Consider the following 23258-nt stretch of genomic DNA (forward strand, 5'->3'; position numbering starts at 1 on the left):
AAAAATTATAAAATTAAAAAGGAGATTTTTTATGGCTCATGAATTAACTGTGCAGGAACTAGAAAAGTTCTCTGCCGAATTTAATAAAAAACCTGAAAATAAAGTCGTTGCTCGTGCAGCTCAACGCAGTGGTGTGCTTGAAGCATCTTATAACGACCGTGTTCAAGGACAATTAACCAGAGTATTCTCAACCGAACTTGACACCAACAACGTTACTAATCAAAAGCATTCAGGTCGTTGCTGGTTGTTCGCAACTTTGAACGTTTTACGTCATGCTTTTGGTAAAAAATACAAGGCTAAAGATTTCACTTTCTCACAAGCTTACAACTTTTTCTGGGACAAGATTGAACGTGCCAACATGTTCTACAACAGAATCTTAGACAGTGCTGATATGCCACTTGATTCACGTCAAGTTAAGGCTGACTTAGACTTTGCTGGTAGTGATGGTGGACAATTCCAAATGGCTGCTGCTTTAGTTGAAAAATATGGTGTTGTTCCTTCATATGCTATGCCAGAAACTTTTAACACCAACGATACAACTGGTTTTGCTACTGCTTTGGGCGATAAGTTAAAGAAGGATGCTTTAGTATTGCGCCATTTGAAGCAATACGGCAAAGATGATGAAATTAAAAAGGTTCGCGAAAAATTTTTAAGCGAAGTTTACCAAATGACTGCTATCGCAGTAGGTGAACCACCTAAGACTTTCGATCTTGAATATCGTGATGATGATAAGAAATATCATTTAGAAAAGAACCTTACTCCACTTGAATTCTTGCATAAGTACATGGGCGATGTCGATTTTGATGACTATGTTGTTTTGACTAATGCTCCAGACCATGACTATAACAAGCTTTATGGTCTACCAGCTGAAGACAACATTGAAGGCTCACTGAGAATCAAGCTTTTGAATGTACCAATGGAATACTTGTCCAGCGCTGCTATCGCTCAATTAAAAGACGGCGAAGCTGTTTGGTTTGGTAACGATGTTTTACGTCAAATGGACCGTAAAACTGGTTACCTTGACACTAATTTGTACAAGTTAGATGACTTATTCGGCGTTGACCTTAAAATGTCTAAAGCAGACAGATTAAAGACCGGCGTCGGTCAAGTGTCACATGCCATGACTTTAGTTGGTGTTGATGAAGACAACGGCGAAGTTCGTCAATGGAAAGTTGAGAACTCATGGGGCGATAAATCTGGTGTTAAAGGCTTCTACGTCATGAATAATGAATGGTTTAAGGACTATGTTTACGAAGTTGTAGTCCACAAGAAGTACTTAACTGAAAACCAAAAGAAGCTCGCTGAAGGTCCAATCACTGACCTACCAGCATGGGATTCATTAGCTTAACGAGCAATGATCATATAAAAAGGCGATCCATATCGGATCGCCTTTTTAGCATAAATATAATATTAATATAGAGAGAGTTGCATTAGATTTGGTATCTAATTTTCGTAGCTTGCCGCTACTTCTTCGTAATGCTTGACTTCATCGTCAGAGCAGCGTACGAAGTGTCCTGGACGAATTTCATGCATTGAGCGTTGCTTTCCGTCCATTTCTTCTTTTTGAGCGTCATAAGGAATCCTTGTCCGGCTCCGCTCAACTTCTGGATCAGGAATTGGCACTGCAGAAATCAAACTCTTCGTGTAATCATGAAGTGGTCGATCATAGACGTCATCGGCTGGACCTACTTCCAGTAGTTTACCGTAGTGCATTACACCAATTCGGTCAGAAATAAACTTAACCATTGATAAATCGTGGGCAATGAACAAGTAAGTTAAACCACGCTTTTTCTGTAATTCAATCATCAAGTTAACTACTTGAGCTTGAATTGATACGTCTAGAGCTGAAATAGGTTCGTCTGCAACAATAAATTTGGGCTCTACGGCTAAGGCGCGAGCAATCCCGATTCTTTGACGCTGACCACCTGAGAATTCATGTGGAAAACGGCTAGCATGACTTGCATTTAAGCCAACAGTTTCCAATAATTCCTCTACTCTCTCAGTTCGTTCATCTTTATTTTTAACCAAATGGTGAATATCTAATCCTTCAGCAATAATGTCCTCAACAGTCATTCTAGGATTAAGTGAAGCATAAGGATCTTGAAAGATCATTTGTGCATCCCGTGTAAAAGCTAGTTTGTCTGCACGACTTTTTAAATCTGCTACATTTTTGCCTTCAAAAATCACTTCGCCACTAGTTGGCTTATACAATTGCAAAATTGAGCGCCCAGTAGTTGTCTTACCAGAACCAGATTCACCTACCAAGCCGAAAGTTTCACCTTCATAGATATTAAAGCTTACATCGTCAACAGCCTTGGTGACATTACGACCATTTTTAAAGTATTGTTTTAGATGTTTTACTTCCAAAATTTTCTTTTTTTCTGGCATAAAAATCTCCTTTACCGCGACTAGTTAACCTCTGGCAGTTTATCTTCTTGTTTCATCAAGTTATATTTTTTCCAGCGACGTGTAATTTCAGCTGGTGGTTCCACTTTAGGTGCACCTGGTGCTAAAAGCCAGGTTGCAGCATAGTGAGTATCAGTTACCTTGAAAAATGGTGGCTTTCTTTCCACATCAATCTTCATGGCATACTTATTTCTTGGTGCAAAAGGATCACCCTTGGGCGGATCAAGCAAGTTAGGAGGCGTACCTGGAATCGACTCCAAAGTATCACTGTTTAAAGTAGGCATTGAATTGATTAAGCCCCAAGTATATGGATGCTGTGGATCATAAAAAATTTCATCAACACCACCGAATTCTAAGAATTCACCAGCGTACATTACAGCTACTCTATCTGCCATACCGGCCACTACGCCCAAATCGTGCGTAATGAAAATAATTGAGGTCTTTACCCGCTTTTGCAAGTCTTTCATCAAATCTAAGATTTCGGCTTGGACAGTTACGTCTAGAGCTGTAGTTGGTTCATCAGCTAGCAAAATCTCTGGTTCACAGATTAAAGCAATCGCAATCACGATTCTTTGTCTCATCCCGCCTGAGAATTGGTGCGGATATTGATTAATTCGTTCTTCTGCATTTGGGATTCCCACGGCCTTCATCATTTCCAAGGCTTTAGCCCAAGCTTCTTTCTTAGAGGCACCCTTATGTTTGATTAATGGCTCCGCAATTTGTTGCCCAATCTTCATAGTTGGGTCAAGCGAAGTCATAGGATCTTGGAAAATCATTGAAATTTCATTCCCACGAATTTTTTGCATTTCTTTTTCAGATAACTCTAGCAAATTTTTGCCGTGGAAATCAATCTCACCGTCTTCAATCTGAGCATTTCGTGCTAACAGACCGATAATACTTCTGGTAGTAACCGACTTACCTGAACCTGATTCTCCTACAATTGCGAGCGTCTCTCCCTTATTTAGGTGAAAGGAAACGTTACGAATAGCTTTAACCTCACCAGCATAAGTGTGGAAATCAATTTTTAAATTTTTAACATCTAAAACTCTTTCTTCTGGCATTTAGGTTAATCCTTTCTATCTTTGTCCCCGTGGATCGAAGGCATCACGCAAACCATCACCTAATAAGTTAAAGGCAATCATCAACACACACAATACGATTGCTGGATACCACATCTGATATGGCAAGAATTGAAAATTCTTTTGTCCTTCGTTCAAAAGTACACCTAGTGAAGTTTCTGGGGCTGAAATACCGATTCCGATGAAACTTAAGAAGGCTTCGAAGAAGATAGCAGTTGGAATAGTATACATCGTTTGAATAATGATGATACTTGAAAGGTTAGGCACTAAGTGTTTCCAAGCAATTTTCCAAGGTGATTCACCTAATGATCTAGCTGCCAAAACATATTCTTCATTCTTCAAACTCAACGTTTCAGCCCGGACCTGCCGCGCCATTGTTGTCCAACTTGAAATAGCAATCGCCAAGATAATTGATTTAATACCCGGCTTTAATACTACTAACATCAAAACTACAATGATTAAATTAGGCACGGAGGAGATAATTTCAATAATCCGCTGCATCACGTTATCGACTCCCCCGCCTTTCCATCCGGACACTATTCCGTACGCGACCCCGATAGTTAAATCGAAGAAGGCAGCCACTAAAGCAACAATTAATGAAATTTTAGTACCATAGATGATTCTCTGCCCCAAAGATCTGCCTAAATAATCTGTACCTGCGATAAAATACTTATCTTTAGGCACGCCATTCTGGGCATAAGCATCAACCCACTTGCCATTTTGCTTAATCTTACCGTTCAAACCATTAATTGCGCTCATTCCTGGCACTTTAGCAGGCAAATTGGCATATTGTGGGTGCGATTTAACTAAAGTAGATTTATTGATGAATGGGGTTGAACCAAAAGCTACTACAATCATCAAAATAACAATAATTGCAGAAATAATAGCTGCTTTTCTCTGCTTGAAGCGAAGCCAAACATTTTGTGCAAACGATAAAGATGGACCTGCAATGTTTTCGTTATCCTGTGCTTCATCTTTTGGTAAGGGTTCAAAGGCATCTACAGGAAGGTTTAATTTTTCTTCAGTCATATTGTCTTCTAGGCCTCGCTTTCATCTAATCTAATTCTTGGATCAATTAATCCATAAACAATATCAGTAATCAACAGAATTACTACTAATCCAATACAGTAAACCATCGTAATTCCCATGATTGTTGGATAGTCGTTAGTCAAAATCGACTTAACAAATTGTTCACCAATCCCAGGAACGTTAAAGATATTTTCAATAACCATTGAACCAGTCATCAAGGCTACAGCATAAGGACCAATCAGAGTTACTAATGGAATCATTGAATTACGCATTGCGTGTTTTCTAATAACTTCCATTCTGCTCAATCCCTTGGCCTTACCTAACTCAATATAGTCACTACTTAAGGTATCAACCATACTGGTTCGGATAAACCGAGCTGTTTCCGCAAATGGTCCAACTGCCAAAGCAATCGTTGGCATAATCGTTTGAGAAAATTGCCCCCAACCAGCAATTGGGAACCAACCTAGCTTTAAACCGATGTAGTATTGAAGCAAAACTGCTAAAACAAAGTTAGGAACTGATTTACCCAAAATAGAAATTACAGTAGCAGTTGAGTCAACCCAAGTACCCTGTCTCATAGCAGCAATTGCCCCAGCGATTACACCAAGGACAACTCCCAAAATTAATGCTTGTAAACCTAATTGTACTGACGCACCCAAACGCGCCCCAATTAATGAAGCTACCGGTTGGTTACTATATTGGAAGGATGTCCCAAAATCACCATGAAGCATCCCCGCAATATAAATCAAATATTGTTGCCAGATAGGTTTATTTAAACCATACTGTTGATCCATAATTTGCCGCTGAGTTAGCGTCATCTTTGCTTCATTAGCATAAGGTGAACCCGGCATCAATTTCATTAAGAAAAAAGTTACCGTAGCCACGACAAGCAAAGTGAGGATCATATAAAATATACGTTTTAATAGGTATCTAGCCATATTAATTGCTCCCTCATTTTATTTTATGCTTTCATTTACTTTTTAATGTTGTTTTAATTATACCAAAAGAAATAAATATATCTAGTGAAAATGTCCAAAAAATTAAAAAAATAAGAGAGAAATTTTGCTTTCTCTCTTATTTTTAACTTTTATTATATCTATTTTGCTTTACTTATAGTTTGGAGCAGCTTTGGTCATTTGAACATCATGTGGATGTGATTCACGTAAACCTGCATTAGTGATTTGAACAAATTGAGCTTTATCAATTAATTCCGGAATATTTGCAGCACCACAATATCCCATACCTGAACGTAATCCGCCATCAATTTGAAAGACTACATCAGATACATCGCCCTTGTATTCTACTCGGGCTTCAACACCTTCTGGAACAAGTTTATTAGCTTCGTTTACGCCACCTTGGAAGTAACGGTCACTTGAACCGTGTGCTTGGGCCATCGCACCAACAGACCCCATTCCGCGATAGCGCTTATACTTCTTGCCATTATCTTCAAAAATTTCGCCAGGTGCTTCAGTAGTACCTGATAGCATTGAGCCAAGCATGACAGCATTGCCACCAGCTGCTAAAGCTTTAACAACATCACCTGAATATTTAATTCCACCATCTGCAATGATTGGCTTGTGATATTCACGTGCAGCTGTAGCAGCATCATAAATAGCCGTGATTTGTGGCACACCAACACCAGCAACAACTCTAGTAGTACAAATTGATCCAGGGCCAATACCAACTTTGACGACATCAACACCAGCATCAAACAGTGCTCTAGTTGCATCCCCAGTCGCAACATTACCAGCAATCAAAGTTGCTTCTGGAAAATGATCGCGGATTTCTTTGATCTTGCGCAATACCCCAGCTGAGTGACCATGAGCAGTATCGATAACGATCGCATCAGCACCAGCTTCAAGCAATGCTTCTGCTCTTTCAAAAGTATCACTGGTTACACCAACTGCTGCAGCACAGAGCAGATGGTTTTGATCATCAGTTGCGGCCTTTGCAGCACTAGTTGGCACGACTACGCTCTTTACATTGGCTACTTCACTAGCCTGAGCTTGAATTGACATATTCTTATGTACAACGCCTAGCCCACCTTGGAGAGCCATTGCAATTGCCATTGCACCTTCAGTTACAGTATCCATCCCTGCACTGATCAATGGAATATTTAATTTAATGTTGTCTGCCAAAGTCGTACTCAAATCAACTTCGTTTGGCAAAACATGACTTTCTGCTGGAATTAATAAAACATCATCAAACGTTAAACCTTTTTTAGCGAATTTTGTATCCCAATTTGACATTTAAGCTCTCCTTTTCTCATTCAAAAAATTATTAGTTTTACTTTACTAGCCTAACTTGCTTTTTTCAAGCGAAAATCAAAAAGCAGACCGATTTTTTCGGTCTACTTTTTGATTACATAGAGGAGTTGTTTATTGTTATAAGTTCTATTATTTAGATATTTAGGATTTTAGTCTACTTTTCAACATAAGCATATTTGAAGTTATAGTTAGCTCCAGCACCATTATATACAACGCCCTTGACAGTTGGACGAACCATCCAAGCTTCTGCTGGCTGGTAAAGTGGTACTACACCTTGCTCAGTTAACAATACACGTTCAGCCTTAGCTAAGTCTTCAAAACGAGTATTTTCGTTTCCAGTAGTTTTAGAAGCTGCTACATACTTATCATATTCCTTATTAGCCCACTTGCCCCAGTTGTATGAAGCATTTGAGGTGTTCAAGTCAAGGAATGAGATTGGATCAGTAAAGTCAGCTTGCCAACCCATCAATAAAGCATCAAAGTTGCCATTTTGGCTACGAACTAAGGCAGTCTTTTTAGGTAAACTATTTACTCTGACATTAACGCCTTTCAAGTTTGACTCAATAGTACTTTGCAAGTATTCACCCGCTTTTTTGGCATCATCATCGTCATAGGTTAGCAAAGTGAAGTTAACTTTGCTCTGGCCTAAAGCCTTTTGTGCTTTCTTCCAATAACTTTTAGCTAAAGTAGGGTTATATGTCATTAACTTATCAGTTTCAGCAGTTTTGACTAATTCAGTATAATCTTTGCCATTTACTTCAGTCATACTATTTGGCGAAAAGGTAGTGACTGGCTTGTTAGCACCACCTACAGCTGAAACTAATGCTTTACGATTAACTGATAATGAAAGTGCACGGCGGAAGTCAGTATTTTGGAAAAGCTTGTTCTTTTCGTTTAATTGTAAATATTGTGTTGAAGAAGCTGGTCTAATTGTATAACCACTCTGGTTCTTCAATTGTTTTGTAGCTTGTGGTGCCAATAATGCTACATCTAATTTTCCAGATTGATACAAGTTGTAGTCGGTTGATGGTGTCTTTTGCACGCTGTAATTAATCTTGCTTAGTTTTACCTTGCTCTTGTCCCAGTAGTCCTTATTCTTAACTAGCTTCCAAGACAAGTTTGAACCGGTCCAGCCTTTTGAGACAAATGGTCCGTTATAAACCATTGTTTTAGATGAGGTACCATAGTTTTTGCCATATTTTTCAACAGCATGTTCATTTTGTGGGAAGAAAACTCCGAAGCCCATCAATAACTTAAAGTATGGAATTCTTCTATCCAAAGTAACGGTTAAATGTTGGTTATCATCTGCTTTAACACCGAGTGTTTCAACCTTCTTCTTTCCTGCTACTACATCATCCGCATTCTTTACTCCTGAGAAAAGATAAGCATATTGTGAGGCAGTCTTTGGATCAACAGTCCTACGCCATGAATAGACGAAATCTTTAGCAGTAACTGGATCACCGTTAGACCATTTGGCATTCTTTCTCAAAGTAAAATGCCACACTTTACCATCTTTTGAAACTTCAGTCTTGGTTGCTAAAGCATTTTCCACCTTAGAATTTTTACCTAAACGATAGAGTCCTTCCATCGAATTATTAATTTGATCTAAACTAGTTGCATCAGTCACCTTGGACAAATCTAAAGTTTGTAATTCTGATTTAGTCATCCAATTCAAGGTTTGCTTGGTACCAGATGACGAACTTTTATTTGAACAGGCTGCCAAAGTTGCAGCTGATACGACGGTTAATAAACTTGCACTAAAATACTTTTTCCACTTTTTCATTTTGATCCTCATTCTTTTTAATTGTTTTCTTAGCTGATGAACTTGACGAATTAGAATTACTACCACATGCTGCCAGCGTTGAACCGGCAATTAAAACGGTTGCTCCTGCAGCAAATAATTTGGTAAACTTCATACACATTGCTCCTCTCGTTTATGAGAAAAATAATAGAACTCTTTAAGTTGTTTATAAGTATAGCTAAATATTTTTTGCTTTGCAAGTTTTTTTAATATTATTTTTAATTTATTTAAAAAACAAGCCTCAATACTGATGTATCAAGGCTTATTCAAAATTAAATTATTCTAAACATTCCATTCTTGCATAAATTCACGTACAAAGTCGCGCATGTATGCAGTTCGTCTTTCCGCTTCTTTTTTGGCAGCAGGAGTATTCATTAAATCTTCTAAATGAAAAAGTTTCTCATAAAAGTGGTTGATTGTGGTTTCGACATGGTTACGATATTGATCATGACTAGTTAAAACGGCTGGCTTAATCTCTGGATCGTAAATCTTATTGCCATGTTTACCACCATACGTAAAGGCACGGGCAATTCCAATCGCACCTAAACTTTCTAGACGATCAGCATCTTGCACATATTGTCCAGATAAAGGCAAATGATAGTGATGCTCAATATTAGCTGAAAATGACATGTGTTGAATGGTGAATAAAATATCCCATGCCTCTAGTTCATTAAACCCTACTTGCGGCAATAACTCTTCAATTTCATCAATCACCTTTTGTGGGTCAGCACAGATTTTTTCATCAATCGTGTCATGCAAATAACCTGCTGTTTTAATAATAGCAACTACCCGGCTATCTTCATGAGCATCAGCATGATCTGCTAAATACATTTGACTAGCCAAATTAGCTACCCGTTCGCCATGATAAAAATCATGACCCGTTTTTTCATTCTTTAAGTGTGTTTGAGTAAAATCGATAACTTGTTTAATTTCCATTATGCCATTGAGTCCCATGCTTCTACCGGCGTTGCTTTGCCTTCCCAAATCTTAACTAGTTTTTCCGGTACATATTGTTTTTTAACAACTACTTTGAAGAGATATTCATCAAACCAGTTATCATCCATCACAAAGTAGCCTTTTTCACCGACCTTGCTTCCCCATGAGTTTTCAATTTTCCATTGACGTGGCTTTCCATTAACAACATCCACACCAACCATCGTCATGGCATGAGTTGAACCCGAAGCACCAGTTTCCAGTCTCTCTTTTTTGCTTAACTTAGTTTCAATATTAAAAATAGTATCAGTTTGATAGAGGTTATGAGCTAAAATTCCCTTTTGACGATCGCTATCTTTACCTACATCACAACCAAACCAAAAAGTTTCGCCTGCTTCAAGTTGCTTAATCGCAGCTTCTTTAAGATTTTCAATTTTAGTGTTTAAGAAATGAACTGGACTTCCGCCCTCTACATTGTCTTCAAATGGCAAAGCATACAGCTTATCAAATTCATGATCTGGTGCATTGAACAAAACAATATAGTCATCCAAGTCATCAGTAAAGTAGTCGTGAAAGAAATCAAGTGGAGCAAGATCACCATCAAAATGATACTTACCTTCATCATCCTTAAACTCAAGGTCAAATTTTTGTACTGGTTGACCGAAAGCAATTACTGCCATACGGTAAACCTCACTCAAAAATTCTTGACGTTTAGCTTCAATTTCATCATTTTTACCTGCTTGAGCTAACTTACGCAACACAAGTCCATCTTCTCGCAACTTATTATTCAAAATACGATTGAAGAAAACAGTATTGTTGGCAGTGAAACTTTCATCTTGAGCATAGGTTGGCACTAAGCCGTACTTCCTAATCAAAGAAACAGCCATAGCCCATTGGCCACCATCAGTATCAGGTCCCTGCATATAAGTATGCACTGTTCTGTCACTAAGTGGACGATCTGCGGTATTCAAAATATTATCAAAGAAAATATTTGCTCGTTCAATTCGATCCCAGAAGAATAAATAATTTTGTGAAAAAGTAAAGTTTTTAGCATTATACTTCTTAGCAAAACCATGACGCAATGTATTCAAGGCCGCAAATAGCCAGCAGCGACCCGATTGCTTTTGATCAGTAACATTATCAGTTGGGATTTCAATTGAAAAAGTGCGGTTCAATTTCCTAACCTTTTCTGAATCCAAACTAGCCTTAGCCACACCATTATTAACAACAGCCAATTCCGCAACCCGATTTTGTGGTTTTTGCTCATATTCTTTTTGAAATTTAGCAATTTCATTCATTGTAAGTTCATGCTTCATAAAATTTTTCCTTTCTTGCCAAAAACAACAACTAAGCCGCTTCCCAGGTTTGAACTGGGGACCTCCTCCTTACCACGGCGGTGCTCTACCTATTGAGCTAAAGCGGCGTCTATATTGTATCAAAAAAGGCGAAGACATTCATTTGAACATCCTCGTCCTTATTTATTCTCTCCAAGTATTTTTAGAAAATAAGTATTCAAAACGGTTATTAAATTTGCTTTTATTTAGTTCTTAACGACGTCTTTAATATTCAACCATTGACTCTTGTTGATTCTGACAATCTTCTTTTTATTAACTTTCTTAACGTCTTTTACGGTATAAGTAGAACCCATTGCAACTTTTTTGCTAGTTTTTTCAGCATTTTTATTGTAAACAGCTACTTTTTGATTTTTGGTGTCTTTAATAACAACAAAGATCTTATCACCCTTTTTAATAGCAGGATTGGTTGGAGCTTGTGTTGCAGTACCCAATTTAGGAGCAGTAAATGAAGTAGCTTGAGCAATAGGAGTAAGAACACAGCCTAAACTCAAACCGATTACCAAACTTGAAATAATCTTAATAGCTTTTTTAGATTCTAACATTTTAATAACCTCTTTTTATTTACTTACTTTCTCTTTACACTATTACTATAACACTGTTTGATTAGAAGTAAAGTAGATAGTGCTGCTTTTCACATATTTTTATTAAAAGTCAGTTTTTTCAATCAAGTGCTTTGCATCAGCATTTGCAAAAGGTATACGCAGCTATTTTATATTGGTATTGCACTTGAAATAACAAATTGTATAGTAATAATGTGAATTTGTGAATAACTTAATAAATAGATTGTAGCAATTGATTTTAGAAAATAAAATAACAATTTAAGAAGTAAAATATTATTTTACACAAATCATTATCTTTATCTTTTACAAATATTAGTTGGTAGTAAATATCTCCGATTATTAGCTAAAAAAATAGAGGAAAAAATCCCTCTATTTTTATATATAAAATGTTAAAATCATATATTTAATTATTTAATTGTAACTAAAGTATACTTTCTCTTTCCTTTACGAATAATAACGTACTTACCATCAAAGTCACTTGATGGATCAACTTCGAAATCAGTACTTTGCTCACGATCGCCATTAACATAAATGGCACCATTCTTTACATCTTCACGAGCTTGACGTTTAGAAGGTTCAATCTTAGTGTCAACTAAAAAATCAACAATATTCTTCTTTTCATTGCCAGCTTCCGCACTTGGAGCATTCTTCAAGCCTTGTTCAATTTGAGCAACTGATAAGTTCTTGATATTGCCCGAGAACAAGGCATCAGTAATCATTTTAGCTTCTTCAAGACCTGCTTCGCCATGAACAAACTTGGTAACTTCTTCAGCCAGCTTCTTTTGTGCAGCACGTTTCCAAGGTTCTTTCTCAGTCTTTTCAGCTAAATCTTCGATTTCTTCACGGCTAAGGAAAGTGAAATACTTCAAGTATTTCACCACATCACGGTCATCTTGATTAATCCAGAATTGGTAAAATTCATAAGGGCTAGTCTTTTCTGGATCAAGCCAAACAGCACCACCAGCAGATTTACCAAACTTAGTACCATCAGCCTTAAGCATCAATGGAATAGTTAAACCAAAGGCTGGACGATCTGCGCCTTCAAGCTTATGGATTAAATCAATACCAGCAGTAATGTTGCCCCATTGATCACTACCACCAATTTGAAGTTGAACACCATCATCTTTATTCAAGTGGTAGAAGTCAATTGCTTGCAAAATTTGATAAGTAAATTCAGTAAATGAAATACCATTTTCAAGACGGCTAGCTACAACATCCTTGTTAATCATATTGTTAACTTGGAAGAACTTGCCATAATCACGCAAGAAGTCGATCAAGTTAAGCTTGCTTAGCCATTCAGCATTGTTTCTAATTTCAAAATTTTCAGTACCAAATAACTTCTTCATTTGATTAGTTAAGCTTTCTTCATTGTGCTTAACTTGTTCCGCAGTTTGTAAAGTACGTTCAGTCTTACGGCCTGATGGGTCACCAATCGCACCAGTACCACCACCAATTAAAATTACTGGATGGTAGCCCGCCATTTGGAATCTCTTCAAGATCATGAACGGAATAAGGTGTCCAATGTGAAGGGAATCACCAGTTGGGTCAGTACCACAGTACAATGCCAAATCGTCATGTTCTGCTAAGTACTTTCTCAAACCTTCCTCATCAGTTTCTTGATTAATGGCACCACGCCATTTTAAATCTTCCAAAATATCAAATTTTGCCATAGTTTTTCCTCCAATAAAAAACGTCCCCTGGTCAAAAGACCAAGGGACGACTAAATTACATTATTAGCCGTGGTACCACCCACGTTTGCGCGTATCGCGCCTCTTAATAGTCTTTATGGAAACTACCCCATTAGTACTTCGTCAAAATCAGCCTGCCTAGCTCACACCACACCGCTAGTTCTCTGAACGCTGAGCTGATTTGCTACTTAGATAAGGATATCTTAACGTGAAGACCATCTTTCGTCAACTCTTTTTGCCACAAAAAAAGCCTGAGATTTCTCTCAAGCTTTCTTCTAGCTAGTCACCGATCTTGTAAAAGCCCTTAGCTTTTAGGCCATAAGCTTGACCAGCGGTCATATCATATTGAACCATTTCGTAATCATTCAATATAGCTTGTTGTTCTGAAGTCAACTTCTTAGGATCTACAAAGTGACCCTTTTGGTCAACCAATTGGAAGCCTTTGTCACCATTAAAGTTAATGGTAATTGCAGGAAGCTTCTCGTGAACTTCAGTCAAAAGTGCTTGGTAAGGAGTTACCTTAGTGTTAGTTTGTTCAAGCATCATAGCAGTGAAGTCACTAGTGTTGACGAAGTTAGTGTTGTGAGTCAACTTGTTCTTAGCACCGTGTTGTCTTGCGTACTTGTTTGAGTAAATGAAGTAGCGAGTTGAGTGCATTTGAACAGGATATTTGCCAGTGTAGTTTTGTGACAAGATACTTGGGTAGTGGTCACCGTAGAAGACAATGGTAATTGGCTTCTTGATCTTATCAATTTGACCAATAAACTTCTTAACAGCTTGGTCGGTGTATTGCGTACCCTTGATGTAAGTTGCCATTTGCTCACGAACAGCGGCAGTGTTGAAGAGTTCACCAGATACCTTGCCCATGTATTCATTGTTTGGATACCAGTTGTTGTAAGGCATGTGGTTTTGAATTGAGATCAAGTTAATAAATTGACCACCCTTCATGCTGTTGATTTGTCTCAAACCGTTAGCATAAGCAGTGAAGTCAGAGTTGTAAGTACTCTTACCAAGTTTCTTTTGATCAATGATCTTGTATTTAGAACCAAGGTAAACGAACTTGTTAAACTTAAATCTCTTGTAGTCTTCTACTCTTGAGTAGTAAGTACCAATGAATGGGTGAACAGCTGACTTGTAGTTGAAGTCCATACCAATGGTTGGGTAGAAGTCGTAGTTTGGTACGATTTGTACATATGGAGTCAAGGTTGACTTGAACATACCCATGTTGAATCCGGTCAAAGTTTCCCATTCCATGTTGGCAGTACCACCACCGTAACCGGCACTAAGCATGCTACCGTATGTGGCACGTTTCTTCATTGATTGGATAAACTTAACTGGGTTTGGAGTTTTTGGATCAATCTTAATTGTTGGGAAAGTATATGGATCAACAAAACTTTCACTCAAGTTGTAAACAATAGTTTGATTCTTTAGAGTATTCTTTCTTGTTTTGTTAATTTCATTAGCGATCTTGCTGTACTTCTCATTCAAATGTTGAATTGTAGATTTTGAATAGTTAGTTGGCTTATTCATAATCTGCAGGTCAAAGTAATTCAAGAAGTTCAATAATGGACCGTTAATTTGAATATCACGTTCAGGGTTTCTAAACGATTGCTTATTATCAAAGCCACGGTTAATGTGATAAATAATTCCGCCATCGTGGTTAAAGCGCACTGGTGTCATGAACAAAAGCAAACTCAACAATGCCCAAATACCACGGCGTTTCCATGAGCCCTTTTTCTTAATTGGAAACTTAATTTCAAGAAAGACAGTCAATGCAATGATAATTACTAAGGCAATAGCGATCATAATTATCTTTTGTTGGCCGACCATTGGCATCAAGGTCTTCCAGTTAACAATTTCGTCTAATTCAGTTGGATAAATTGGTTCCCCACGAAGATCTAATTTAATCTTGTTGGCAATAGCCCAACCAATTGTAATTACAGTTACTAAAACTGTTGAAGTCCAGTAACGCGTAGTAATGAAGTAGAAAATTGCAAACATTGCATCAAGGAAGATTGCTGTCAAAATAATAGCGAAGAATCTAGTCCCGAGCAAGAAAATTACGGCATTGATATCAGTTGCAGTCGTAATTTGGATCCGCAGATTATCTGATTCAATTAAGAATGAAGCAAAACTTAATACATAGAACCAGCCCCATGTAAGTAGTCGTACTCGATTTTCAACTATCCAAGCAGTGAAGTTAGTCCAAGCATCTTCAACAATTTCTGCTAAGTTATTATGTTGCTTGAAAAAAACAACCGTCCGTTTAACCGGCTTCACCTTGAATAAATAGCGCTCATATAGCCAGCTTAAGCCCCAGGCAGCTAGCATCATGATGACAATCATCAAGAACTTGTTAAATCCAGCGCTATTGGTAAAGCGGAACGATTTAACAAAACCACCAATAATTGGAGCGTCCATAAAAATAATTACTGGAATAAAGAAGTGCATCTGCTTAGCACTATAGCTAACAATCACTTTTCTAAAGATTAAGAAGGCTGCTAAAACCATTAAGAACAAAAATGGTGAAGCAATATTACTTAAAAATTTAGGATTCCAAGAATAAACGCCACTTCGACCAGATAATCGTTGGTACCAGTAAACCCCATTAAATCCGGGAACACCGATAAACATTACGAAGAAAGACATTACTCCAGCTGCAATTGACCAGCCAAAGACCTTTTTAGGAATTTTAACGTTAGCTAAAAACATCCCCCAAGCAAAGTACAAGATCAAATAAATGCCATAAATTGACTTGTTAAAGATCATTGTACCTGCACTAGTCGCAAAACCAGTCAAAGTTAATGCGCTAAGCAATAATACATTTTGCTTAGTAGTAATGCGATGTTGTAATTCATACAAGTATGGTTGAACTAGCATACTAAAAATCAAGCCAGCCAACAATACTGATGTACTAGTCAAAACTGGGAAAAATACTCCCCAGAGCTTCCACATATTAAAGGTACCTGGTCGTTTAAAGAAGTTCACCAAGTATAAAAGCACTAGTGTAACAACCGCTATAATCCAAAACTTAAAAGCTTCAGTTGGATGAACCTTTCTTTTGCTATAAACAGCACCAAAGACCATTGGTACTAGTACCATCGTACTGTGACCAAGTAGTCCTGGAATAAATCTCATTAGGGTACTTAATGGTAATCTACCAAAAGTGCTCCCCCAAGAATACATCTGCACTAGCATGAAAAATGCTGCGACAATCAAACAAATGATTTGAAGAGCATTTAGTGATTTTTTCTTGTTAATCTCACTCATTTTCTCTAGTCTGTGTCCTCACTAAAAATTTCTGTCATTACTTAATGATCCCTAGCTTCTTTTTAATTGAAAGCAGAATATCCACCTTTTTGCCATGACCGGTGAAAAAGTCTACGATATCATGCCAGAACTTAAAGCACATGATCAAAGTAATCACGATAAAAACAAATCCTGCTTCTTGATTATGCAAGAATGTATTTATACTGAATAAAAGCATAAACACTAAAGGCGGAATCGTCAAATTTTGCATAATTGCTGTTAATACCAAAGCCACTAATAAAGTAGCAAAGCCAACTTTCCAATTATAAAAAACTGCTACCTGAGCTGCAACCGCAACTCCTTTGCCACCTCGAAAATGATCCCAGATTGGAAAACAATGTCCTAAGATCAGGCCTAGCCCTGTATAAGCAATATTAATATGAGCTGGAAAAGCAAAATATACAATAAACAAGGCAATTAAACTTTTAAGCAAATCGCCTAAACAGGTTAAAATACCCCATTTTTTACCAAAAACAGCACCCATGTTAGCCGTTCCTGGATTATGTGAACCGTATTCAGTAGGATTTATTTTTAAAAAGATTTTGCCAACGATCATCGCCGTTAAGAAATTTCCAAAAACGTAGCCAATCAGAGTAGCCCAAATGCGCGCCATTAATTATCACCTTCTTCGGTGTAATCATAGATATGATAGTGCTGCGTTTTTTCGCTCTTAAAGCTAAAGCCATTTGCAATATTCTTTTCGTTTTGGAAAGTTTCATTATTTGAAATCGTTTCCTTAGGTAAACCTAATTCTTTGCGCACCAGGTTAGAAATCCGTTGCAATTCACTAGTTGGCTGTACTTGATAAGCCGCATCGTCGATCATTGCATTGTAACCATGTAGATAATCACTAGATGACGAATTGGCACAACTACGATAATTCATCGCAATCTGCTGCATCGCACTAAATGGCAAGTTAGTCCGAACATTGCTTGACACAGAAGTCAAAATTGAATCCAGATTTGATAATGAACTAATTGAAACTGCCTTCTTGATCAAGGTGGTAATTACCTGCCGCTGTCGTTCTTGACGACCATAATCTCCACGCGGATCATCATAACGCATTCTAGAATATGCTAGCGCACCTGCACCACCCATATGGGTCAGCTTGCCCTTTCTAAAAATATAACCGCCATATTCAAAGCTAAGCGTTGGTCTAATATTAATTCCGCCAACATAGCGAATCATCTTCATGATTCCACCCATGTTAACCACGGCATAATACTTGATTGGCACATTGATTAACTTAGAAACTGAATCCATTGACATCTTAGCCCCGCCTAATTCATAAGCGGCGTTAATCTTTTCTGTCTTGAAGCTCTCGCTTCCAACCATCTGTGCCATCGTATCACGCGGTGTTGAGACCAATGTGTAACGCTTCTTAGCAGGGTTAACTACAGCTAAAATCATGGTATCAGTCCGGCCGCGCTTTTCAGTTCGATCAAGGGCACCTGTATCAGTCCCCATCAGTAAAACAGCGAACTTCTTCTTTCCATCAAATTCACCTGTAGTTTTCACTGCAGTCTTAGGATCATAGGTCTTATCAACCGCTGACTTAGTACGGAAATAAACTGAGGCAAAGTACGCCGCTCCAGCAACCGCAAGCAAGGCTACGATACTAATAACCCAGACCCAAATATGACGATTTTTATAACTGTGTGTGTCTACCCGACTATTATGCGAGTGATTAGATCTTTGTTTTCTATCTTTCATAAAATATACCTATTATGATGTAAATTCACATTGAATGTATTATAACAAAAAAAGCAAATCATCGCTGACTTGCTTAGTATATCTTATTAAAATCGTTACTAATTTTTACTTCAAAGTCAAGCTTAACGCAAAATTATGGCTACTTTTTGCCTCTAATTCAATTTTATCCGTAAAAGCTGTAACGCTTCCTTCTTTTGCACTCAACTTAAAATCAGTTGAAGTAAGATCAATGCCATGTTCTTTGCCAGTCAAACTAATCTTATTGACCTGGCTTTCACTTTGCCAAGAAGTTGGTAAGATAAAGCCCAAAGAAAATGGCAGTTCCTTATTTGAAGAATTTTTCAAATAAAAGGATATGTTGACTTGATTACCCTCCAAAGCATAAGTAGTCATTACTTCAAAATGATATGGAAAACTCTTATAGCTCTCCGGCGTATCAATTAAAGTTAGACTTACGCGAGTATCACCTTTGTCAACAACGGTCCAAGGCAACTTGTTAGCCAAATTATCGGCTTGATCCATTACTGGAAAAGCAAGTGCCATACCTTCTTCACTTTCTTGCTCGCCGAGATAATTAAATTGATCTGTTAAAGACACCAGATGTGCCATCCGGGCCCCATTCTCATCGACAGAGACTTGAAAGAGAGAATTATCGATTGTTTGCATATTTTTCTCCCAATTTCTACACTCCTGTAACTCAAAATAGCACTTATCATATACAACTGTCAATTTTCACCACTTTCTTAGAAAAAAATGGCGATCTTTCTTTATTTATAATATAATGAAGTTGTTCCAAAAAAATTATGAAATCAAAGAAATAATTATAGTTTTTGGAGCAAGTTGATACAAAGAAGGCATCCCTTAACGGTGATGCCTTTTTTGGTGTATAAAAAAACTCCGACTTACGCCGAAGTTCTATTTGTGTGAATAACTACTTAATAAATTAGTCGTCCAACTTTTCCTTGTTAACAACATCCAAGTTTTCGTCGAATGTGTAAACAACTGGTTCACCGGTCTTCATTTCCAAGTTCATAATGTCTTCATCAGAAATGTTTTCGATGTACTTAGTCAAAGCACGAAGTGAGTTACCGTGAGCTGCGATAATTACGTTCTTGCCGTCAAGTAAATCTGGAGCAATGTGGTCTTCCCAGAATGGCATTACACGATCAAGACATACGTGTAAGTTTTCAGCCTTAGGAACGATGTGTGGGTCCAAGTTTGCGTAACGACGGTCATGTGCTTGACTGAATTCGTTGTCATCATCAATAGCTGGTGGCAAAACATCGTATGAACGACGCCAAATGTGAACTTGTTCATCGCCGTACTTTTCAGCAGTAGCCTTCTTGTTCAAGCCTTGTAAAGCACCGTAGTGACGTTCGTTAAGTCTCCAGGTCTTAGTTTCTGGAATCCAAAGTTGGCCACTTTCTTCAAGTGCAAAGTGCAAAGTCTTGATAGCACGAGTTAATAATGAAGTGTAAGCTTGGTCAAATTCAAGACCGTGTTCCTTGATTAAACGGCCAGCCTTCTTAGCTTCTTCAACACCTTTTTCTGAAAGGTTAACGTCAACCCAACCAGTAAATTGGTTTGAAAGGTTCCATTCACTTTGACCGTGACGGATTAAAACTAATTTTGACATGAAATATCTCCTTTTAAAATTCAATGTTTCATCCATATTTTACACATTTCACAAATTTTTTCATAGAGTTAAGGCTAAAAAAATCGTGTTTTTTCAATTTTGTAACGTTATTCTTGCTATACTAAAAGAAAAAATTTAATGAAAGAAAGTTATATATGAAATTTAAACACCAAAATATTATCATTACCGTTTTATTAGCACTACTCTTTTTAACAGCTTGCTCTAAAACAGATTCAAACAAAACAGCTAATTTACCTACTGCTAAAACTATTTTAACCAAGGCAGAAAAAGATAATTTTAATTCAATGCACGCTTCTTGGAATGAATCAGCTAATCAAAAAACGCAACAAAAAGCTGAAGCACAATACACTAAAAAGCCAACTGTCATTTATGCCAATGTTTCTAGCAATTCTAACCACTATCAAATGTGGATTGAAGGCAAAAACAATTACATCAAAATGAAGGGTACCAACTCACAACACTGGTTCAAGACTAAATTATCTAAAACTAGTGCTTACGGCGCCATCACCGATAGCTTAAACGGCAGCTTGCTCATGCCTTTTATCCCTACTGCTAAATCCTTTAAGGTAAAGCAAAACGGCAAAGATTACCTGCTCATTTATAAAGGAAACAACAAGAAAATTTGGAATGCCATTATTTCTGACTCGGCTTTCACTGCTTTAATCGGGATTGATCTTGATAATGTGAAGCCGATCAAAAATGACATCCAAATTAACGTTGATCAAAACTATCATATCAAAAAGGTTAATATTGACTCGACCTACAAAGACGACGGTCAAAAGAAGAACTTCACCATGCAAATTGATCAAATTAACCAAGTTAAAAAGTTAACTGTACCCGCTTCAGTTAAGAAGTCAGCCGTTGATTTAGGCAAGCTTAATACAAAATAAAATTAAAGAATAATCTGCTTCGTCAATAAGAAGCAGATTTTTTAGTTATAATAGAATTAATTGAAACATACAGGAGAAATGCAAATGAAATTAAAGAAAACAATTATCGGCTTATCCTTCGCCGCCCTCTTTTTATTAGGGGGCTGTAGTAAACAAGAAAAGAAAGCTGCGCCAGCTTTAACCAAGACTCAAGTGGTGCAAAAGATGAAGAAAGGCTTTCAATCTGGACAAGTTATTCAATCAGTTACCTTGGGAACAGATACTTCAAGTCAAGTAGCTTTAGCCAATACTACCTTTGGTGGGAAAAACACGGTTTACCATATCACTAACCAAACAACCAATAAAGGTAAAACCAGTTCCAATGAAGAATGGGTTAACCTCAATAATGTTTACATCAATGGGCAAAGCACTTGGTATAAGGCTGATCTTGAAAAACTTACTGGCCACAATTACGCTGAATTAACTGATGCAATTATGAATAATCACATGATTACCAACCCAAGTGATCAGTTAGTTTCAGCTTATAAGATGAAGAAAAGCAAAAAAGATGGTGTTTATACTTACACTTTAACTGCTAAAAGTACTGATCAAGCTTTAATGAAAAAGGCGGCAGCACCAATTTTTAACACTACTGCACAAAGCACCAATCAAGCTAAGGTTTTCAAGCAAATTCAAAAATTGGGCAAATACCAATCAATGAATGTAAAGGCTGTTGTTAAGGATGATAAACTATCCACCTTTAATGTCTTTGTTAACTTAAAACTAGGCAAATTAATGCACGTTAAGGTTGGTCAAAGTTACGGCAACTTCGGCAGCCACGACTTCTTGAAAGTCCCAACTTCCGCAACCAACGCCAAAGATTTGCCAACTACTAATACTAAAAAGAAGTAGGTCAAAAATGAAATTAGGAATTATCGGCAGCGGCATGATCGTCCACGATTTTTTAACAACCGCTGACCAAATAAAAAACATGACGATTACGGCCATTTCATCAACTAAACGTAGTGAAAAAATTGCGCAAGATTTAGCCCAGCAATATCACATTGCCCGCACTTACACCGACAATGATGAATTGCTAGCCGACCCTGGAGTTGACACAGTTTATGTGGCTGTACCCAACTTTCTTCATTACGAAGTTGCTAAAGCTGCGCTTGAACATGGCAAAAATGTCATCTGTGAAAAACCTTTTGTCCAAAGCACTGCCGAAGCTGAAGAACTAAAAAAGCTCGCTGACGAAAAAGACTTAATCATTGCTGAAGCCATTACTAACCTTTATTTAGAGAACTTCAAACAGATTAAAGCAGAAATCGCTAAGATCGCCCCAATCCACATCATTAATCTGAATTATACGCAATATTCCAGCCGTTATGATGCCTTCTTGACTGGTAAAATTGCCCCAGTTTTTGACCCTAAAAAAGATGGTGGCGCCTTGATGGATTTGAATATCTACAATATTCACTTAGTAGCTGCGTTGTTTGGCTTGCCTGATCAAGTTCAATATTATGCAAATATGCAAAAAGGCGTTGATACTTCTGGGATTCTTCATCTTTCTTACCCTGATAAGCAAGCATCCCTCACTGCGGCCAAAGATAGCTACGTAACACCACGTTCCTTTATTGAAGGTGAAAAAGGCAGCATCTACTTTGACGGTTCAACGGGAACGCTCGATAATTTCACAGTTGAGATGCGCAATGAAAAGCCTAAGCGTTACAGCTTAAACAAATATCCTCACCGTATGGCGGCTGAGTTTAATGCCTTTGCTCAAATGATCAACCAACATGATACCCAAAAAGCTGACTTAGCTTTCGTGAATACTTTAGAGACAATGCAAATTTTGACCAAAGCAAGAAATTCAATGATTTAACTATTCTCAAAATTTTCTAAATGGAGACAAACAATGAAAATTCTAGTAACTGGTTTTGATCCTTTTGGCAGCGATAAGATTAATCCTGCCATTGAGGCAGTCAAAAAATTGCCTGATACCATCAAGGGAGCAAAAATTATTAAATTAGAAATCCCTACAGTTTTTAATAAATCAGCCCAAGTCGTGCATCAAGCAATCGTAAAAGAGCAACCTGACTACGTACTCAATGTTGGTCAAGCTGGCGGTCGGTCCGCCCTAACTCCTGAGCGTGTAGCCATCAACATTAACGATGGCCGCATCCCTGATAATGATGGCTATCAACCACTAGATGAACCGATTCAACCAGATGGGGACACCGCCTACTTCACACAACTGCCGATCAAGGCCATGGCCAAGGCAATTCGGGCGGCAGGTTTACCAGCAATAGTTTCTAACACAGCTGGCACCTATGTCTGCAACCATATTTTTTACCAAGTGCAGTACATGCGCACAAAAGAATTTCCTAAGCTTAAAGCTGGCTTCATTCATATTCCATTTTTGCCAGAACAGGTTATCACCAGGCCAAATCAGCCTTCGATGGCACTAGCTGATATTGTTAAAGGCCTAACCGCAGCAATTGGCGCAATTGTTGAGCGTGATGGTCAAAGTGATATAAAAGCCGTAGAAGGACAAAATCATTAAGATAGTAAAAAACTAGCTGCAAAATT

21 protein-coding genes and 1 tRNA gene are annotated in these 23258 nt (G+C 37.7%); 5 read left to right on the top strand and 17 right to left on the bottom strand.

Features of this window, described 5'->3' with window-relative positions; all coding sequences use genetic code 11:
- Window positions 1-31 precede the first annotated feature (31 nt).
- A complete protein-coding gene (locus CP363_RS00185; protein ID WP_005724073.1) occupies window positions 32-1348 on the top strand; it encodes a C1 family peptidase in 1317 nt (438 codons plus the stop codon).
- A 95-nt stretch (window positions 1349-1443) separates the two neighbouring features.
- Here the strand turns inward: CP363_RS00185 and CP363_RS00190 are convergent, their stop codons facing one another.
- From CP363_RS00190 to CP363_RS00265, 17 genes are all read right to left on the bottom strand, one after another.
- A complete protein-coding gene (locus CP363_RS00190) occupies window positions 1444-2388 on the bottom strand; it encodes an ABC transporter ATP-binding protein (RefSeq protein WP_005718459.1) in 945 nt (314 codons plus the stop codon).
- Window positions 2389-2408: 20 nt separating this feature from the next.
- Window positions 2409-3467 (bottom strand): ABC transporter ATP-binding protein, encoded by a 1059-nt coding sequence (locus CP363_RS00195; protein ID WP_005725387.1) that lies wholly within the window; start codon window positions 3465-3467, stop codon window positions 2409-2411.
- Between the two features lie 15 nt (window positions 3468-3482).
- Window positions 3483-4514, bottom strand: a complete 1032-nt coding sequence (locus CP363_RS00200) for an ABC transporter permease (protein ID WP_089145439.1) — start codon at window positions 4512-4514, stop codon at window positions 3483-3485.
- Between the two features lie 8 nt (window positions 4515-4522).
- The gene (opp3b, locus tag CP363_RS00205) at window positions 4523-5452 is read right to left on the bottom strand and encodes an oligopeptide ABC transporter permease (RefSeq protein ID WP_089143460.1); all 930 of its coding nucleotides are present in this window, start codon (window positions 5450-5452) and stop codon (window positions 4523-4525) included.
- A gap of 168 nt (window positions 5453-5620) precedes the next feature.
- On the bottom strand, window positions 5621-6763 hold the full coding sequence (locus CP363_RS00210; protein ID WP_089143461.1) for an IMP dehydrogenase: 1143 nt from the start codon (window positions 6761-6763) through the stop codon (window positions 5621-5623).
- 172 nt (window positions 6764-6935) lie between these two features.
- A complete protein-coding gene (locus tag CP363_RS00215; RefSeq protein WP_089143462.1) occupies window positions 6936-8564 on the bottom strand; it encodes a peptide ABC transporter substrate-binding protein in 1629 nt (542 codons plus the stop codon).
- Entirely contained in the window at window positions 8539-8697 is a 159-nt protein-coding gene (locus CP363_RS10690) for a hypothetical protein (RefSeq protein ID WP_158227352.1), read from the bottom strand. The genes CP363_RS00215 and CP363_RS10690 overlap by 26 nt, the downstream gene beginning before the upstream one ends.
- 167 nt (window positions 8698-8864) lie before the next feature.
- The gene (locus CP363_RS00220; RefSeq protein WP_013085744.1) at window positions 8865-9518 is read right to left on the bottom strand and encodes an HD domain-containing protein; all 654 of its coding nucleotides are present in this window, start codon (window positions 9516-9518) and stop codon (window positions 8865-8867) included.
- Window positions 9518-10831: a C1 family peptidase gene (locus tag CP363_RS00225; protein ID WP_089143463.1), complete on the bottom strand. Its 1314-nt coding sequence runs from the start codon at window positions 10829-10831 to the stop codon at window positions 9518-9520. The genes CP363_RS00220 and CP363_RS00225 overlap by 1 nt, the downstream gene beginning before the upstream one ends.
- A 34-nt stretch (window positions 10832-10865) precedes the next feature.
- Window positions 10866-10938: transfer RNA gene (locus CP363_RS00230), tRNA-Thr, on the bottom strand.
- A 117-nt stretch (window positions 10939-11055) separates the two neighbouring features.
- Window positions 11056-11412: a hypothetical protein gene (locus CP363_RS00235; RefSeq protein ID WP_013085742.1), complete on the bottom strand. Its 357-nt coding sequence runs from the start codon at window positions 11410-11412 to the stop codon at window positions 11056-11058.
- Between the two features lie 425 nt (window positions 11413-11837).
- On the bottom strand, window positions 11838-13100 hold the full coding sequence (gene tyrS, locus CP363_RS00240; RefSeq protein WP_005724067.1) for a tyrosine--tRNA ligase: 1263 nt from the start codon (window positions 13098-13100) through the stop codon (window positions 11838-11840).
- Between the two features lie 297 nt (window positions 13101-13397).
- Entirely contained in the window at window positions 13398-16388 is a 2991-nt protein-coding gene (locus CP363_RS00245) for an LTA synthase family protein (protein WP_098035674.1), read from the bottom strand.
- A gap of 37 nt (window positions 16389-16425) precedes the next feature.
- Window positions 16426-17040, bottom strand: coding sequence for a glycerol-3-phosphate acyltransferase (locus CP363_RS00250; RefSeq protein ID WP_013085739.1), 615 nt, complete (start codon window positions 17038-17040; stop codon window positions 16426-16428).
- Window positions 17040-18140 (bottom strand): LCP family protein, encoded by a 1101-nt coding sequence (locus CP363_RS00255; RefSeq protein WP_098035675.1) that lies wholly within the window; start codon window positions 18138-18140, stop codon window positions 17040-17042. Before CP363_RS00255 ends, CP363_RS00250 begins: the two co-directional genes overlap by 1 nt.
- A 105-nt stretch (window positions 18141-18245) precedes the next feature.
- Window positions 18246-18806: an aldose 1-epimerase gene (locus CP363_RS00260; RefSeq protein WP_023488455.1), complete on the bottom strand. Its 561-nt coding sequence runs from the start codon at window positions 18804-18806 to the stop codon at window positions 18246-18248.
- Between the two features lie 277 nt (window positions 18807-19083).
- A complete protein-coding gene (locus CP363_RS00265; RefSeq protein ID WP_005721679.1) occupies window positions 19084-19776 on the bottom strand; it encodes a 2,3-diphosphoglycerate-dependent phosphoglycerate mutase in 693 nt (230 codons plus the stop codon).
- A gap of 155 nt (window positions 19777-19931) precedes the next feature.
- Between CP363_RS00265 and CP363_RS00270 the strand changes: the two genes are divergently transcribed.
- The 4 genes from CP363_RS00270 (at window position 19932) to pcp (ending at window position 23232) form a co-directional block, all read left to right on the top strand.
- On the top strand, window positions 19932-20687 hold the full coding sequence (locus CP363_RS00270) for a DUF6612 family protein (protein ID WP_013085736.1): 756 nt from the start codon (window positions 19932-19934) through the stop codon (window positions 20685-20687).
- A gap of 84 nt (window positions 20688-20771) precedes the next feature.
- The gene (locus tag CP363_RS00275) at window positions 20772-21578 is read left to right on the top strand and encodes a hypothetical protein (protein WP_013085735.1); all 807 of its coding nucleotides are present in this window, start codon (window positions 20772-20774) and stop codon (window positions 21576-21578) included.
- Window positions 21579-21585: 7 nt separating this feature from the next.
- A complete protein-coding gene (locus CP363_RS00280; RefSeq protein WP_013085734.1) occupies window positions 21586-22551 on the top strand; it encodes a Gfo/Idh/MocA family protein in 966 nt (321 codons plus the stop codon).
- 33 nt (window positions 22552-22584) lie between these two features.
- On the top strand, window positions 22585-23232 hold the full coding sequence (pcp, locus tag CP363_RS00285) for a pyroglutamyl-peptidase I (RefSeq protein ID WP_065989873.1): 648 nt from the start codon (window positions 22585-22587) through the stop codon (window positions 23230-23232).
- The last annotated feature ends 26 nt before the right edge of the window (window positions 23233-23258 follow it).

Source organism: Lactobacillus sp. UMNPBX12, assembly GCF_002553955.1.
Classification (GTDB): Bacteria; Bacillota; Bacilli; order Lactobacillales; family Lactobacillaceae; genus Lactobacillus; species Lactobacillus crispatus.

Coding starts and splice junctions, on each gene's coding strand:
- CP363_RS00185 (WP_005724073.1), top strand. CDS start 32: ATGGCTCATGAATTAACTGTGCAGGAACTAGAAAAGTTCTCTGCCGAA.
- CP363_RS00190 (WP_005718459.1), bottom strand. CDS start 2,388: ATGCCAGAAAAAAAGAAAATTTTGGAAGTAAAACATCTAAAACAATAC.
- CP363_RS00195 (WP_005725387.1), bottom strand. CDS start 3,467: ATGCCAGAAGAAAGAGTTTTAGATGTTAAAAATTTAAAAATTGATTTC.
- CP363_RS00200 (WP_089145439.1), bottom strand. CDS start 4,514: ATGACTGAAGAAAAATTAAACCTTCCTGTAGATGCCTTTGAACCCTTA.
- opp3b (WP_089143460.1), bottom strand. CDS start 5,452: ATGGCTAGATACCTATTAAAACGTATATTTTATATGATCCTCACTTTG.
- CP363_RS00210 (WP_089143461.1), bottom strand. CDS start 6,763: ATGTCAAATTGGGATACAAAATTCGCTAAAAAAGGTTTAACGTTTGAT.
- CP363_RS00215 (WP_089143462.1), bottom strand. CDS start 8,564: ATGAAAAAGTGGAAAAAGTATTTTAGTGCAAGTTTATTAACCGTCGTA.
- CP363_RS10690 (WP_158227352.1), bottom strand. CDS start 8,697: ATGAAGTTTACCAAATTATTTGCTGCAGGAGCAACCGTTTTAATTGCC.
- CP363_RS00220 (WP_013085744.1), bottom strand. CDS start 9,518: ATGGAAATTAAACAAGTTATCGATTTTACTCAAACACACTTAAAGAAT.
- CP363_RS00225 (WP_089143463.1), bottom strand. CDS start 10,831: ATGAAGCATGAACTTACAATGAATGAAATTGCTAAATTTCAAAAAGAA.
- CP363_RS00235 (WP_013085742.1), bottom strand. CDS start 11,412: ATGTTAGAATCTAAAAAAGCTATTAAGATTATTTCAAGTTTGGTAATC.
- tyrS (WP_005724067.1), bottom strand. CDS start 13,100: ATGGCAAAATTTGATATTTTGGAAGATTTAAAATGGCGTGGTGCCATT.
- CP363_RS00245 (WP_098035674.1), bottom strand. CDS start 16,388: ATGAGTGAGATTAACAAGAAAAAATCACTAAATGCTCTTCAAATCATT.
- CP363_RS00250 (WP_013085739.1), bottom strand. CDS start 17,040: ATGGCGCGCATTTGGGCTACTCTGATTGGCTACGTTTTTGGAAATTTC.
- CP363_RS00255 (WP_098035675.1), bottom strand. CDS start 18,140: ATGAAAGATAGAAAACAAAGATCTAATCACTCGCATAATAGTCGGGTA.
- CP363_RS00260 (WP_023488455.1), bottom strand. CDS start 18,806: ATGCAAACAATCGATAATTCTCTCTTTCAAGTCTCTGTCGATGAGAAT.
- CP363_RS00265 (WP_005721679.1), bottom strand. CDS start 19,776: ATGTCAAAATTAGTTTTAATCCGTCACGGTCAAAGTGAATGGAACCTT.
- CP363_RS00270 (WP_013085736.1), top strand. CDS start 19,932: ATGAAATTTAAACACCAAAATATTATCATTACCGTTTTATTAGCACTA.
- CP363_RS00275 (WP_013085735.1), top strand. CDS start 20,772: ATGAAATTAAAGAAAACAATTATCGGCTTATCCTTCGCCGCCCTCTTT.
- CP363_RS00280 (WP_013085734.1), top strand. CDS start 21,586: ATGAAATTAGGAATTATCGGCAGCGGCATGATCGTCCACGATTTTTTA.
- pcp (WP_065989873.1), top strand. CDS start 22,585: ATGAAAATTCTAGTAACTGGTTTTGATCCTTTTGGCAGCGATAAGATT.